A 14416-nucleotide genomic window follows, 5' to 3' on the forward strand; every position below is an offset into this window, starting at 1 on the left:
TCACCGCACACACAACCGAATTAGTCGCAGGAATACCGTCATGCCCGATTACCGCTCGAAGACCTCCACCCACGGCCGCAACATGGCCGGCGCCCGCGCCCTGTGGCGCGCCACCGGGATGAAGGACGAAGACTTCAAGAAACCGATCATCGCCATCGCCAACTCCTTCACCCAGTTCGTGCCCGGCCACGTGCACCTGAAGGACCTGGGTCAACTGGTCGCCCGCGAGATCGAGAAAGCCGGCGGCGTGGCCAAGGAATTCAACACCATCGCCGTCGATGACGGCATCGCCATGGGCCATGACGGCATGCTCTATTCGCTGCCGAGCCGCGAGATCATCGCCGACTCCGTGGAGTACATGGTCAACGCCCACTGCGCCGACGCCATCGTCTGCATCAGCAACTGCGACAAGATCACCCCCGGCATGCTGATGGCTGCGCTGCGCCTGAACATCCCGGTGGTGTTCGTTTCCGGCGGCCCGATGGAAGCCGGCAAGACCAAACTGGCCAGTCACGGCCTGGACCTGGTCGACGCCATGGTGATCGCCGCCGACTCCAGCGCCTCCGACGAAAAGGTCGCCGAGTACGAGCGCAGCGCCTGCCCGACCTGCGGCAGCTGCTCCGGCATGTTCACCGCCAACTCGATGAACTGCCTGGTCGAAGCCCTGGGCCTGGCGCTGCCTGGCAACGGTTCGACCCTGGCCACCCACAGCGACCGTGAACAACTGTTCCTGCGTGCCGGTCGCCTGGCCGTCGAGCTGTGCCAACGCTACTACGGCGAAGGCGACGAGTCGGTGCTGCCGCGCAACGTTGCCAACTTCAAAGCGTTCGAAAACGCCATGACCCTGGACATCGCCATGGGCGGCTCGACCAACACCATCCTGCACTTACTGGCTGCAGCCCAGGAAGCCGAGATCGCCTTCGACCTGCGCGACATCGATCGCCTGTCGCGCAAGGTGCCGCAGCTGTGCAAGGTCGCGCCGAACATCCAGAAGTACCACATGGAAGACGTACACCGCGCTGGCGGTATCTTCTCCATCCTCGGCGAGCTGGCCCGTGGCGGCCTGCTGCACACCGACGCACACACCGTGCACACGCCGAACATGGCCGAAGCCATCGCCCAATGGGATATCACCCAGACCAACGACGAAGCGGTGCATCACTTCTTCAAGGCAGGCCCTGCCGGCATCCCGACCCAGACCGCGTTCAGCCAGAGCACCCGCTGGGACAGCCTGGATGATGACCGCGCGAATGGCTGCATCCGCAGCGTCGAGCACGCCTACTCCAAAGAAGGCGGCCTGGCCGTGCTCTACGGCAATATCGCCCTCGACGGCTGCGTGGTGAAGACCGCCGGTGTCGATGAGTCCATCCACGTCTTCGAAGGCAACGCCAAGGTCTTCGAGAGCCAGGACAGCGCGGTCAAAGGCATCCTTGCCGACGAAGTGAAGGAAGGTGACATCGTCATCATCCGCTACGAAGGCCCGAAAGGCGGCCCGGGCATGCAGGAAATGCTCTATCCGACCAGCTACCTGAAGTCCAAGGGCCTGGGCAAGGCCTGCGCCCTGCTCACCGACGGTCGTTTCTCCGGCGGCACCAGCGGCCTGTCCATCGGCCACGCCTCGCCGGAAGCTGCAGCAGGCGGCGCCATCGGCCTGGTCAAGGACGGTGACAAGGTACTGATCGACATCCCCAACCGCAGCATCAACCTGCTGGTCAGCGATGAAGAGCTGGCCGCCCGCCGCGCCGAGCAGGACAAGAAAGGCTGGAAGCCGGCCGCACCGCGCACCCGCAAGGTGACCACCGCGCTCAAAGCCTATGCCCTGCTCGCCACCAGCGCCGACAAGGGTGCGGTGCGCAACAAGGCGATGCTGGAAGACTAAGCCAGTTCGGTAGTTAAAAAGCGCCCCGCAATAGCGGGGCGCTTTGCTTTCTGCGCAGCTGATCAGCCCTGTATTCTGCTGGGCATGCAGGCTTTGAGGGATAAGGACGATGCTGGTAGCCAGGCGAGTGCTGAAAGTTGCCGAAACGCAGGACGAAGAACGCAGGCCAGAAGAGTTACCACTCGACAACTTTCGCCTGACGCCTGCATGGGTTCTGCTGGGCGAGCCCGGAGCAGGTAAGAGTGAAGCCCTGAAGCAGGCCGCGCGGGAGGTCGAGGGCGTATATGTCACGGTGAACGAGCTTATAAACACGACACCGCCGCTAGAGGAGTGGCGCGAGAAAACCCTGTTCATCGACGCACTGGATGAGGCCCGCTCCGCAGGTGCTGACAGCCTACCTCTACGCATTCGCCAACAACTACTGAGGCTTGGCAAACCTGCTTTCCGGCTCTCCTGCCGCGCTGCTGATTGGTATGGCTCCACCGACATCGCTGATCTGCAAAGCGCCAGCCCCGATGGCCTGCTGATGGTATTGCAACTGTGCCCGCTGAGCAGCGAGGACATACAGCAAATCCTGCACAGCAATTACAACGTCAACGACCCCAAAGCGTTTATGGAGCAAGCCCAGCGCCACGGTATTGCCGCGCTGCTGAGTAACCCACAGATGCTCGGCCTGATGGCCAGGGCCGTCAGCGGTGAGAAATGGCCGGAAAACCGCAGCGAGGTCTATCGACTCGCCTGCGAGAAACTGGCGCAAGAAAACAATGTTCGCCACAAGCAAACCAGTGAAGCCAAAGCGGTCGATAACGACACCTTGCTGAAAGCGGCAGGGCAGTTATTCGCTGTGCAACTTTTATCGAGCAAAGCTGGCATTTCCAACGACTCAGACTCCAGCGACAATAACTACCCAGAACTCAACCAGTTCAAACTAGAGATTCCTGCTGCAGCCAGAAGAGCACTGCAGTCAGCTTTATTCACCCCTGCCCCTGGCAACGCCGATCATCTAATCCCTCACCACCGCAGCATCGCCGAATATCTGGCAGCAAGATGGCTGGCGGATAAGCTGGATCAGAAGAGTCTTCCCCATGGCCGGCTACTTAACCTGTTACTCGGTTTCGACGGGGGAGTAGTCGCGGACTTGCGGGGGCTACTCGCATGGTTGGCACAACAAAGCACATCTATACGCAGGCGCCTGATAGAAGCAGATCCTCTTGGCATTGTGCTGTATGGCGATGTCGGCCCATTCAGCACCGCAGACAAGCGCTACCTGCTGCAGGCCCTGCGCCAGCAAGCGGAGAGATTCCCCGGATATCGCTGGCACCTTTGGCAAGACATGTCTGGGTTCAGAGCCTTGGCAGACGAGTCGTTGCTCGAGGACTTTCAACGCATTCTGCAGGCTTCCGAGCGCGATGAAGCGACTCAGTCACAGATGGACTGCGTGCTGGATATTCTTAAATACGGGCATGCCGATGCCACCTTGGCAGCACCGTTGCTCGCGATGATCAAAGACGCTTCGCTCTGGCCACGACTCCGTAATAGCGCACTCAGTATCTGGCTGAAAATGGTCTCTCCTGTTGAGACCAAGGATTTACTGTCGCAAATCTGCAGCAGTCAGGTTGACGACAACGATGACCAGCTACTGGGAAAACTGCTGGATTTTCTATACCCCGAACATCTGTCGCCCACTGAGTTACTTCTGTGTTTCCACTCTCCCAAAGACTCTCGGCTGATCGGCAGCTACCGAATGTTCTGGGAACGCTGGCTGCCGGAGCGAGCGCCACAGGTACATCTACCAGCTCTGCTGGATGGACTTTGCGGCAAACAGGAAGTTTTCAACAAGCACAGATCCGAATGGATGATTTCTCGATCTATTGGTCGTTTGCTTGCTCATACCCTCGATGAGTTAGGTGAATCGGCCACGAGCGAGCAACTGTTTAACTGGCTGGGCGTCGGAGCAGATCAGCATGGCTACTTCAACCGGGATCACGACTCACAGCTGAAAGTTCAGAATTGGCTTGAACGCCACCCACAGCAGTACAAATCCGTGCTTGAGCAATGCATCAAAGCTGAAGCCTTTCCTTATCAATCCCTTCGGCTACATGGCGCCAAGCCAGCAGAAGATATAGGCCTTTGGCATCTGCATTTGGCCGGAACCACAGATGAGGCGGAAGCAAGAGTTCATTTACAGCAAGCTGTTTACGCTCTTTTGCAGGATCGCGGAGCCAGGGGACTATCTCTGGAAGTGCTGGATGAATGGGGTCAGAAATTTCCAAGCAGGGCTGATTGGCTGAGTGAATGGCTCACTTGCGATTTGGAGCAAAGTTACTGGCGCGTAAAAGCTGCAGCACAAAGCCTTACTGACAAGAAGCAACAAGCCGAGGAAAGGTACCAACGAACCCAGAGCCTTCGCCCCGAACTTCACACTATTGCTACTGGTACAGCCACTGCCGGCCTTCTTGACGAACTGGCAACCGTTTGGCTGTTCGGCTTCTGGGATAACAATGGAGAAACCGCGAGCGAGCGCTTCGCCAACTATAGCGATCTAGGCAATGAGCTCATGCAGGCCGCCGAATCTGGGTTTCGTAAATGCCTACAGCGCTCTGACTTGCCTTCTGCTGCAGAGATCATCGCTGGAGAGCGTTATGACATTAGCCTGCCGTGCCTGCTTGGCCTGCAACTGAGCTGGATCGATACACCCGGACAGGTAGCTGAGCTACCAGATGACCAGATCGAAATACTGCTGGCTATGTATCTCTGCACACCACACCCTGGACTGGATGAACTGAACGCTTGGAGCGCACAAATCGCACAACAGCGCCCCGAACTATTTAGCCGTGTACTGTTGCCCCACGCTGCCAGCGTTTTTGCTACAGGCAACTCCTCGGCCGGCATGGGGTACGCGTTGAGTGGGGATAATTCCTATACAAAAGTTGCCCAGCTCGCCGGTTCAGAATTGCTGCGGCAATTTCCCGAAACAGCGGCGGCCCAACAGCTCCATGACCTGCGCCAGTTGCTGAAAGCAGCTCTAGCTTTTGCTCCGGAATGCCTCGCTGCGCTAACACTGCAGAAGCTGAAGTCGCCACAACTCCATGCTGAACAGCGCCTTCTGTGGCTGGCGCTACAGGTTCTGACTGGCAGCGCTGACGAATCAGAGGAGTTCTGGCAACGCCTCGGCGAAGCAGAGGAGGTCGATGTAGCCATGCAGCTAGCGGTGGAAGTCCTGATGCAAGGCATTCAGCTACAGGCCCTACGCCCCTCCCAACCCGAGCATATTCTGGGCCGTTTGATCGAGACACTTATCCGTCACGCTGATATGGAGCGGGGTCGAGGAGGCTTCGTCACAGCCGCGATGGATCTGGGTGAGGAACTGCGCGGGATGATCGACTGGTTGGGTACGCAAACTACTGCAGAAGCCCGCAATGAGCTTCAGCGCCTGCTTGATATCCCAGTTCTGGCGTCTCAGCACTACCGTATTCGGAGCACATTGGAGCAGCAGCAAGCACGCAAGAGGGAAGCTGAATTCCACTTCCTTGGTTTGGAAGCGGTCGCCGATGTATTAGCCAACCAGGCGCCAGCAAATGTCGCCGATCTAATGCACCTGACCTTGTGTCATCTAGACGACATCGCCCATGAACTACGCCACGCCAATGACGACGGCTATCGGATGTTCTGGAATATCCCCACTAGGCAGCCGCGCAGCCGCCGCGGGGAGAACCTATGCCGCGACGTCCTACTGGCCCGCTTGCGCTCACGCCTGGATGCGCACGGCATTGGCATTGCTCCGGAATATGACCATGCAGGCGACACGCGCGCAGATCTTCATCTCGACTACCACAACCTATTGACACTGCCAATTGAGATCAAGCGTGACGATCACGAAAAGCTATGGACAGCTTTGCGCGATCAACTCATTACCCAATATGCACATGCACCGAAATCTGCAGGCCACGGGATCTATTTGGTGCTTTGGTTTGGCGACAGCAAGAAACTGAAAAGTCCACCCCAAAGGAAGCCAAAACCCTCGACACCCAATGAGCTAAGGATTCAATTGGAAAGCCAACTATCGGAGGAGGAGCGGAAAAGGGTGTTCGTACGCGTGCTGGATGTCAGTTGGCCCTGACGCACATTAGCGCTGGATCTAAATGGCCCGGGTGAATACCTAAAGAGCCCTGCTCTACCGCCTTTATTTGCACGGAGCGGATGTAATGCGTGTCAATGATTATCAGCCTATGCACATCGGCCTGATCGCCGACACCCACAACCTGCTGCGCCCCGAAGCGCTGGCAGCGCTGCAAGGCATCAATCACCTGATCCATGCCGGCGATATCGGCGGGCCGCACATCCTGGCCGAACTGGAACGCATCGCGCCGCTGTCGGTGGTGCGCGGCAATAACGACCAGGAGGCTTGGGCCGATGCCATCCCCGAGCGGCTGACGCTGACGTTTGGCGGCGTCACGCTGCATGTGCTGCACGATCTCAAGCAGCTGGATATTGACCCGGCAGCTCAGGGCATAAACGTGGTGATCGCCGGCCATTCGCACAAGCCGCAGCATGAGCTGCGCGACGACGTGCTCTACCTCAACCCTGGCAGCGCCGGGCCGCGACGCTTCAAGCTGCCCATTGGCGTGGGCATCCTGCATATCGAGGATGGACGGGTACAGGCCGAGCTGATCACGCTGCAGGTCTGATGACCATCGTAGGGTGGACGACGCTTCACCCGTCCACCGCCCCGCCAACCTTCGCACTGACACGGGCCGGAGGAGCGCCTGGGCGGCATTCCGTTTCAGCCGCGATGTTTCGCGCCCTCCAGCCAATCGTGGCTGAAGCCGCTCCTTCAAACGCCCCGGCATCGCTGCTTGATCAAGGCCACGCCCTTGAAAAACGTAGCCACCGCGTCCATCTAGGTAGATACAGCCTTTTCCCGCCTGATGGAGAACCCCATGACCCTCGACGAGCTCAACGCCATTGCTGGCGTGACCGCCAAGCCTGACGTCGCCACCGCCGACTTCGTCTACAACCACACCATGATCCGCGTGAAGGATCTGCAAAAATCCCTGGATTTCTACACCCGCGTGCTGGGCTTCACCCTGCTGGAGAAGAAGGACTTCCCCGACGCCGAGTTCAGCCTGTACTTCCTCGCGCTGATCAATGACAAGTCGCAGATCCCAGCCGACCCGGCTGCCCGCCATCAGTGGCGCAAATCCATCCCCGGCGTGCTGGAGCTGACCTACAACTACGGCACCGAGAAGGATCCGGAATTTTCCTACCACAGCGGCAACAGCGACCCACGCGGCTTCGGTCACCTGTGCGTGTCGGTGCCGGACATCAAGGCGGCCTGCCAGCGCTTCGAAGACCTCGGTGTGGACTTCCAGAAACGCCTGACCGACGGCCGCATGCGCGATATCGCCTTCATCAAGGACCCGGACGGTTACTGGGTCGAGATCATCCAGTTCACCGAAGTGAGCTGATTTCGCCTCCGCGAAAACCGACGAAGGGCTGCCTCCAGCGACGCAGCCCCTCGTTCGTTGCCGGGTTCAACTGACGCCGACGTAGCGGTCCGCCCGGTGATTGATCGCCAGCACCAGATTGAGCACTACCGCCCCCAGCACCGAGAGCAGCACCTTGTCTGGCGACACCACAAAAATCGCCGCCAGGACGATGCTCGCGTCGATGGCCATTTGCACGGTGCCAGCGCGGAAACCGAAGCGCTCCTGCATATACAGCGCGAGAATGTTCACCCCGCCCAGGCTGGCGCGGTGGCGGAACAGCATGAGCAAGCCCAGCCCCATCGCAGCGCCACCGAACAGCGCGGCATACACGGCGCTTAGATGAGCGAAGGCGACCCAGTGCGGCGTCAGCTCGGCCAGTAGCGAAACCAGCATCACCGCGCAGCCCGTGCGCAAGGTGAAAGCCCAGCCCATACGCCAGATACCGAGCAGGTAGAACGGCAGATTGACCAGGCAGAACACCAGACCGAACGACCAGCCGGCCTGGTAATTGGCCAGAAAGGCGATGCCGACAGTGCCACCGGTGAGCAGGCCGGCATGCGTGTAAAAGGCGATACCCAGCGCCACCAGCGCGGTGCCGAACAGCAGGGCCAACGCATCTTCCCAGAGTGGATGGCGCACGAAGAGTGCAGCGACGGCGCTCGGGCGCTCGTCGACGGGCGATTGCTCAGTCATGACAGAACCTGCATCAGGATGCACGAAACACGTTACGGCAGCGGCAAGGCAATGGCCGTCGCGCCGCGCTGGGGAGTCTGGCGGCAGAGATGGCCGGAACGCCAGGCAGGATTATGCGCCGCGGCGCTCCCACACTTCGAAGGCGTAAGACGGTGTCTCGGCTGAAGCCGGGTGCTCGACGCTGGAGGTCATGCGCCATATGGCCTCGTCGACCTCGGGGAAGAAGGCATCACCTTCGGGATCGAGGCCAACACGCGTCAGGTAGAGGCGATCAGCCTGGGCCAGGCCCAGCTCATAGAGCTGCGCGCCGCCGATCAGCATCAGTTCCTCGGCATTCTCTTCACGCGCCCAGGCGTCGGCTCGTTCGATGGCCGCTTCCAGCGTCGCGAATACCTCGGCACCTTCCAGGGTCAGGCCGGCCTGGCGGCTGACCACGATATTGAGCCGGCCCGGCAACGGGCGCCCGAGCGAATCCCAGGTCTTGCGCCCCATGATGATCGGCTTGCCGAGCGTCATCGCCTTGAAGTGCTTGAGATCCGCCGGCAGGTGCCAGGGCAGTTGGTTGTCGCGGCCAATCACGCGGTTGTGCGCGAGCGCGGCGATCAGAGAAAGAGGTAGAGTCGTTTTCATGGCCGCGAGCATAACAGAGCCCTCAGCGGCCTCGCAGCCCATCAGTGGCTGCAGCAGCGCTGTCGTCGTATCGTCACATTCGCCGTAGCAGGCTAAGGGCTGATTCTACGAGCAAGGAGCCAGCATCATGTCGAAATTACTCTCCACCTGGGTATTGGGCGTCACTCTGCTGCCACTGGTGGTCTCCGCCAGCCCGGCTCCGGATAAAGTCCAGGCCGCCATCGATTGGGCCCAGCAGCAACCCAGCGCCAGGCAAAACCCGAACTGGGACACCAAGACTCCACTGGTGATCGCCCACCGGGGCGCCAGCGGCTACGCGCCCGAGCACACTCTGGCCGCCTATGCGCTGGCGGCGCTGCAGGGGGCCGACTACATCGAGCCCGACATGGTGATGACCCGCGATGGCCAGTTGGTCGCCCGTCACGACAACGAACTGGGGTTGACCACCGACGTGGCGCAGCGCCCCGAATTCGCCGACCGCAAACGCACCCAGAGCGTCGACGGGCGCAGCCTGGAAGGCTGGTTCAGTGAGGACTTCACCCTGGCCGAGCTGAAAACCCTGCGCGCCATCGAACGTATCCCGCAGCAGCGACCGGGCAATACCCGCTTCGATGGCCAGTTCGAGATTCCCACGCTGCAAGAGATCATCGATCTGGTGAAACGTCTGGAAGCCCTTCAGCAACGGACCCTGGGTTTGTATCCGGAAACCAAGCACCCCACCCACTTCCAGCGGCTCGACCTGGCCATGGAGAAACCGCTGCTGGCGGTGCTCGAACGCAACGGCTACGACAGCGCCGACGCACCCGTTTTCATCCAGTCCTTCGAAGTGGCAAACCTCAAGACGCTGAGCACGCTGACACCGATCCGCCTGGTGCAGCTGCTATGGGTAGAAGGCCAACCCTACGATCAGCAGGTGCTTGGCAGCGGCCTTGGCTACCAACAAATGATCACGCCAGAAGGCCTGCAAACCATTGCAAGCTACGCCGACGGCATCGGCCCAGAGAAAGGCATGGTCATCCCGCGCGATGGCGCTGGTAACCTGACCGCACCGACCAGCCTGGTAAGCGACGCCCATGCCGCCGGGCTCAAGGTGCACCCCTATACCTTCCGCGCCGAGAACGCCTTCCTGCCCAGCAACCTGCGCCGTGGCAGCGACCCGAGCGAACGCGGCGACATCGAGACCGAGCTGCGTGCCTTCCTCGCCACCGGTATCGACGGCCTGTTCATCGACCAGCCGGATATCGCCGTACGTTTGCGCGAGCAGCGCTGATTCGCACCGAAGCGGATCAGGGGTTATTCTCAACCCCTGATCCGAAAGACGAGACGCCGCGTGACAGACGCCTCCTCCCCTACCTCCTTTCAACGCCTCTGGCTCAGCGAAACCATTCGCCTGCGCGAGGAGCATGCCGGCCCGCTCGAAGACAGTGAGGCCAATCGCCTGGCTCGTGCTGAACAGGTTGAACTAGCCGAGCGCATCCAGCATCGCGCCCTGCACCTGGCCCGCCGTGATGGCCAGTGGCAGGCGTTGCTGCACTGGCTGCAAGGCGCACGCCTGGCCGGTGGGCTGCTAGCGCTGCTGGCCCTGCTCAGCGGCTTCGGCCTGGCCCTGGCCGCGTTGGGTGACGGGCGCCAACCCGTCAATGTGTTCTGGGCACTGGGCAGCCTGCTTGGGCTCAACCTGCTGATGCTGCTCGGCTGGCTGCTAGGCCTGCTGCTGACCCGCGACCACCCCGGCGCGCTCGGTCGCCTGTGGCTATGGCTCAGTGAAAACCTGGCACGCGACGCCAGCGCCGCGCAGTTGGCCCCGGCCCTGCTGCTGATGCTGCAACGCCAGCGCCTGACCCGCTGGGGCCTGGGCCTGATGATCAACGGCCTGTGGACGCTGGCCATGCTCGCGGCATTGGTCACCCTGCTGTTGCTGCTAGCCACGCGCCGCTACGGCTTCGTCTGGGAAACCACCATTCTGGGTGGCGACACCTTCATCGCCCTGACACAGGCCATCGGCACCCTGCCCGCCCTGCTCGGCTTCAGCCTGCCAGACATCGACGTCATTCGCGCCAGCGGCGATGCCGCCATCGCCAGCGAAGCAGCCCGGCAGAGCTGGGCCGGTTGGCTGGTCGGCGTGGTGCTGGTCTATGGCCTGCTGCCGCGCCTGCTGCTGACGCTGCTGTGCCTATGGCGCTGGCAGTCCGGCAAAGGCGCGCTGCGCCTGGATCTTGACCTGCCCGGCTATGGCCTGCTGCGCCAGCGCCTGCAACCGGACAGCGAACGCCTGGGCATCTGCGACCTGGCGCCCGCCGCCCTGCATCAACCGCAAGGCGGCGCCAGCGCGCAACCTGGCAGCGGCGCGCTGCTGCTCGGCATCGAACTGGACGAGCGCCGCCCCTGGCCGCCTGCGTCGCTGCCCAAGGGCGTGGCCGATGCCGGGGTGATCGACAGCCGCGAACAGCGCCGTCAGTTACTCGAACAGCTGACCCGCTTCCCGCCCGAACGCCTGGCCATCGCCTGCGACCCGCGCCGCTCACCGGATCGTGGCACCTTGGCGCTGATCGGCGAACTGGCGCGCTCGGCCTCGGCCACGCGCATCTGGCTGCTGCCGCCGACTCCCGGTGAGAGCCTGGACAGCGCCCGCCTGACGGACTGGCACCAGGCGATCGCCCGCCTGGGGCTGCAGCATGGCGATACGGCGCCCTTGAGCTGGCTGGAGACAGGTCATGACTGAGCCACTGAAACTGGCCCTGGTCGGCCACACCAACGTCGGCAAGACCTCGCTGTTGCGCACCCTGACCCGCGACATCGACTTCGGCGAAGTCTCACCCCGCGCCAGCACCACGCGCCATGTCGAAGGTGCGCGTCTGTCGGTGGAGGGCCAGGCGCTGCTGGAGCTGTACGACACCCCCGGCCTGGAAGATGCCATCGCCCTGCTCGACTACCTGGAGCGTCTCGACCGTCCCGGCGAGCGCTTGGACGGCCCGGCACGTCTGGCGCGTTTTCTCGAAGGTAGCGAAGCACGCCAGCGCTACGAACAGGAAGCCAAGGTACTGCGCCAGTTGCAGGCCTCCGATGCTGGCCTCTACGTCATCGACGTGCGCGAGCCAGTACTGGCCAAGTACCGCGACGAGCTGGCAGTACTCACCATGTGCGGCCGGCCGCTGCTGCCGGTGCTCAACTTCGTTGCCAGTGCCAGCCACCGCGAAGGCGAGTGGCGCGAGGCCCTGGCCCGCCTCGGCCTGCATGCCCTGGTGGCGTTCGACAGCGTGGCACCACCTGCAGACGGCGAACGACGTCTGTACGAAAGCCTGGCCCTGCTACTGGAGCGTTCACGCCCGCAACTGCAACGACTGATTGAGGATCACGAAGCCCAGCGCCAGGCCCGGCGCCAGGCCGGCAACCGTTTGATCGCCGAGCTGCTGATCGACTGCGCCGCGTGCCGCCGCAGCGTCGCCGCCCAACCCGTGCTGGAACAGGGCGCCATCAGCGAGCTGCGCACGGCCATTCGCCAGCGCGAGCAGCGTTGCGTCGAGGCCCTGCTACGCCTGTACGCTTTCCGCAGCAGTGACGCCAAAGCGGCTGACCTGCCGCTGCTCGACGGCCGCTGGGGCGACGATCTGTTCAATCCGGAAACGCTGAAGCAGCTCGGCATCAAGGTCGGCGGCGGCATGGCAGCCGGCGCCGCCACGGGCGTCGGCGTCGATCTGCTGGTCGGCGGCCTCACCATGGGCGCAGCTGCCGCATTGGGCGCAGTGATCGGCGGCAGCGCGCAGACCCTGCGTAACTACGGGGAGCGCTTGAAGGGAAAACTCAAGGGCCAGCGCGAACTGACCGTCGACGACGCCGTGCTGCGCCTGCTCGCCCTGCGTCAGCAGCAACTGCTGGCCGCACTGGACGTGCGCGGACACGCCGCGATGGACGCCATCAGCCTCAACGCCCCGCAGGAAACCCTGTGGCGTCAGGGCAAGCTACCCGCACCACTGCATGTGGCGCGCGCTCACCCGCAATGGTCGTCACTGAATCCAGGCGCACGCCTGGAAGAGGCCGAACGCGCCGAACAGGTAGAGCGCCTGCGCAGCGACCTTTCCATGCAACCGGTGGGCTGAAGCGGAAAACGCCCAGCCCCCGCTTGCCTACACCGCCACCGGCGCCTTGATATGCGGGTGCGCTTCGTAACCCACCAGTTCGAAGTCCTCGAATTTGAAGGCCAACAGGTCCTTCACCTCGGGATTGAGCTTCATGGTCGGTAGCGGCAGCGGCTGGCGGGTCAGCTGCAGGTCGGTCTGTTCGATGTGGTTGGCGTACAGATGGCAGTCGCCGCCGGTCCAGATGAACTCGCCCGGCTGCAGGCCGCAGACCTGCGCCACCATCAGCGTCAGCAGCGCATAGCTGGCGATGTTGAAGGGCACGCCTAGGAAGATGTCTGCCGAGCGCTGATAGAGCTGGCAACTGAGCTTGCCGTCGGCGACGTAGAACTGGAACAGCGCGTGGCACGGTGGCAGCGCCATCTGCTCGACCAGCGCGGGGTTCCAGGCCGAGACGATCAGGCGACGCGAGTCCGGGTTCTTCTTGATCATCTCGATCAGCTTAGCGATCTGATCGATGGACTCGCCGTTGGGCGCCGGCCAGCTGCGCCACTGGTATCCGTAGACGGGGCCCAGGTTGCCGTTCTCGTCGGCCCACTCGTCCCAGATGCTGACGCCGTTGTCCTTGAGGTACTTGATATTGGTGTCACCCTGCAGGAACCACAGCAGCTCGTGGATGATCGAGCGCAGGTGGCACTTCTTGGTGGTGACGATGGGGAAGCCATCTGCCAGGTCGAAGCGCATCTGGTAGCCGAACACGCTGTAGGTGCCGGTACCGGTACGGTCTTCCTTGAAGGTGCCGTGCTCACGCACGTGGCGCATCAGGTCGAGGTACTGTTTCATCAGACGGCTCCTTGTACGGGCTGGCGCTTGTAGGCGTAGGCAATCAGGCCGATACCGCCGAGGATCATTGGCAGGCAGAGAATCTGACCCATGGTCAGCCAGCCCCAGGCCAGGTAGCCGAGCTGAGCATCGGGCACGCGGACGAACTCGACGATGAAGCGGAACACCCCGTAGCAGGCGGCGAACATGCCGGAAACGGCCATGGTCGGGCGCGGTTTGCGCGAGTAGAACCAAAGGATGGTGAACAGCGCCACGCCTTCCAGGGCGAATTGATACAGCTGCGACGGATGACGCGCCAACTGCTGCGGGTCGGTAGGGAAGATCATCGCCCACGGCACGTCGCTGGCCTTGCCCCACAACTCGGCGTTGATGAAGTTACCGATGCGCCCAGCACCCAGACCGATCGGCACCAGCGGTGCGATGAAGTCCATCAGCTCGAAGAAGCTCTTGCCGTTGCGCTTGCCGAACCACCAGGTCGCCAGCATCACCCCGATCAGGCCGCCATGGAAGGACATACCGCCCTCCCAAACTCGCAGGATCTTCGCCGGTTCGGCGATATAGGCCGCAAAATCATAGAAAAATACGTAGCCCAGACGCCCACCGAGAATCACCCCCATGGCCACCCAGAACACCAGGTCGGACAGCTTGTCCTTGGTCCAGGTCGCATCGAAACGCTCCAGCCGGCGCGATGCCAGTAGCCAGGCACCACCGATGCCGACCAGGTACATCAGGCCGTACCAATGGATTTTCAGGGGGCCGAGGGCAATGGCCACCGGGTCGATCTGCGGATAAGGCAGCATCCAGGA

The 14416-nt window shown here is 62.1% G+C and carries 11 protein-coding genes; 7 read left to right on the forward strand and 4 right to left on the reverse strand.

Features of this window, described 5'->3' with window-relative positions:
• Positions 1–40: 40 nt before the first annotated feature.
• The 4 genes from ilvD (at position 41) to gloA (ending at position 7347) form a co-directional block, all read left to right on the forward strand.
• Positions 41–1879, forward strand: coding sequence for a dihydroxy-acid dehydratase (ilvD, locus tag CDO35_RS17690; RefSeq protein ID WP_099525983.1), 1839 nt, complete (start codon positions 41–43; stop codon positions 1877–1879).
• 109 nt (positions 1880–1988) lie between these two features.
• Positions 1989–5999: an NACHT domain-containing protein gene (locus CDO35_RS17695; protein WP_099525984.1), complete on the forward strand. Its 4011-nt coding sequence runs from the start codon at positions 1989–1991 to the stop codon at positions 5997–5999.
• A 109-nt stretch (positions 6000–6108) separates the two neighbouring features.
• The gene (locus tag CDO35_RS17700) at positions 6109–6567 is read left to right on the forward strand and encodes a metallophosphoesterase family protein (RefSeq protein WP_099526058.1); all 459 of its coding nucleotides are present in this window, start codon (positions 6109–6111) and stop codon (positions 6565–6567) included.
• Between the two features lie 252 nt (positions 6568–6819).
• Positions 6820–7347, forward strand: a complete 528-nt coding sequence (gloA, locus tag CDO35_RS17705; RefSeq protein ID WP_099525985.1) for a lactoylglutathione lyase — start codon at positions 6820–6822, stop codon at positions 7345–7347.
• Between the two features lie 66 nt (positions 7348–7413).
• Here the strand turns inward: gloA and CDO35_RS17710 are convergent, their stop codons facing one another.
• Together CDO35_RS17710 and CDO35_RS17715 are read right to left on the reverse strand one after the other, a co-directional pair.
• Positions 7414–8061 (reverse strand): YitT family protein, encoded by a 648-nt coding sequence (locus CDO35_RS17710; protein ID WP_099525986.1) that lies wholly within the window; start codon positions 8059–8061, stop codon positions 7414–7416.
• A gap of 111 nt (positions 8062–8172) precedes the next feature.
• A complete protein-coding gene (locus tag CDO35_RS17715) occupies positions 8173–8703 on the reverse strand; it encodes a dihydrofolate reductase (protein WP_099526059.1) in 531 nt (176 codons plus the stop codon).
• 115 nt (positions 8704–8818) lie between these two features.
• Between CDO35_RS17715 and CDO35_RS17720 the strand changes: the two genes are divergently transcribed.
• The 3 genes from CDO35_RS17720 to CDO35_RS17730 are packed head-to-tail and all read left to right on the forward strand — an operon-like array spanning position 8819 to position 12788.
• Positions 8819–9961 (forward strand): glycerophosphodiester phosphodiesterase, encoded by a 1143-nt coding sequence (locus CDO35_RS17720; protein ID WP_425048545.1) that lies wholly within the window; start codon positions 8819–8821, stop codon positions 9959–9961.
• Between the two features lie 60 nt (positions 9962–10021).
• The gene (locus CDO35_RS17725; RefSeq protein WP_099525988.1) at positions 10022–11413 is read left to right on the forward strand and encodes a DUF2868 domain-containing protein; all 1392 of its coding nucleotides are present in this window, start codon (positions 10022–10024) and stop codon (positions 11411–11413) included.
• Complete coding sequence (locus tag CDO35_RS17730; protein ID WP_099525989.1) at positions 11406–12788, forward strand: GTPase/DUF3482 domain-containing protein; 1383 nt, start codon at positions 11406–11408, stop codon at positions 12786–12788. The genes CDO35_RS17725 and CDO35_RS17730 overlap by 8 nt, the downstream gene beginning before the upstream one ends.
• A 27-nt stretch (positions 12789–12815) precedes the next feature.
• Here CDO35_RS17730 and CDO35_RS17735 read toward each other — a convergent pair whose 3' ends face one another.
• A complete protein-coding gene (locus tag CDO35_RS17735; RefSeq protein ID WP_037001239.1) occupies positions 12816–13610 on the reverse strand; it encodes a thymidylate synthase in 795 nt (264 codons plus the stop codon).
• A complete protein-coding gene (gene lgt / locus CDO35_RS17740; RefSeq protein ID WP_099525990.1) occupies positions 13610–14410 on the reverse strand; it encodes a prolipoprotein diacylglyceryl transferase in 801 nt (266 codons plus the stop codon). The genes CDO35_RS17735 and lgt overlap by 1 nt, the downstream gene beginning before the upstream one ends.
• Positions 14411–14416: the final 6 nt, after the last annotated feature.

Origin of the sequence: Pseudomonas sediminis, from assembly GCF_002741105.1 — a bacterium.
Classification (GTDB): domain Bacteria; phylum Pseudomonadota; class Gammaproteobacteria; order Pseudomonadales; family Pseudomonadaceae; genus Aquipseudomonas; species Aquipseudomonas sediminis.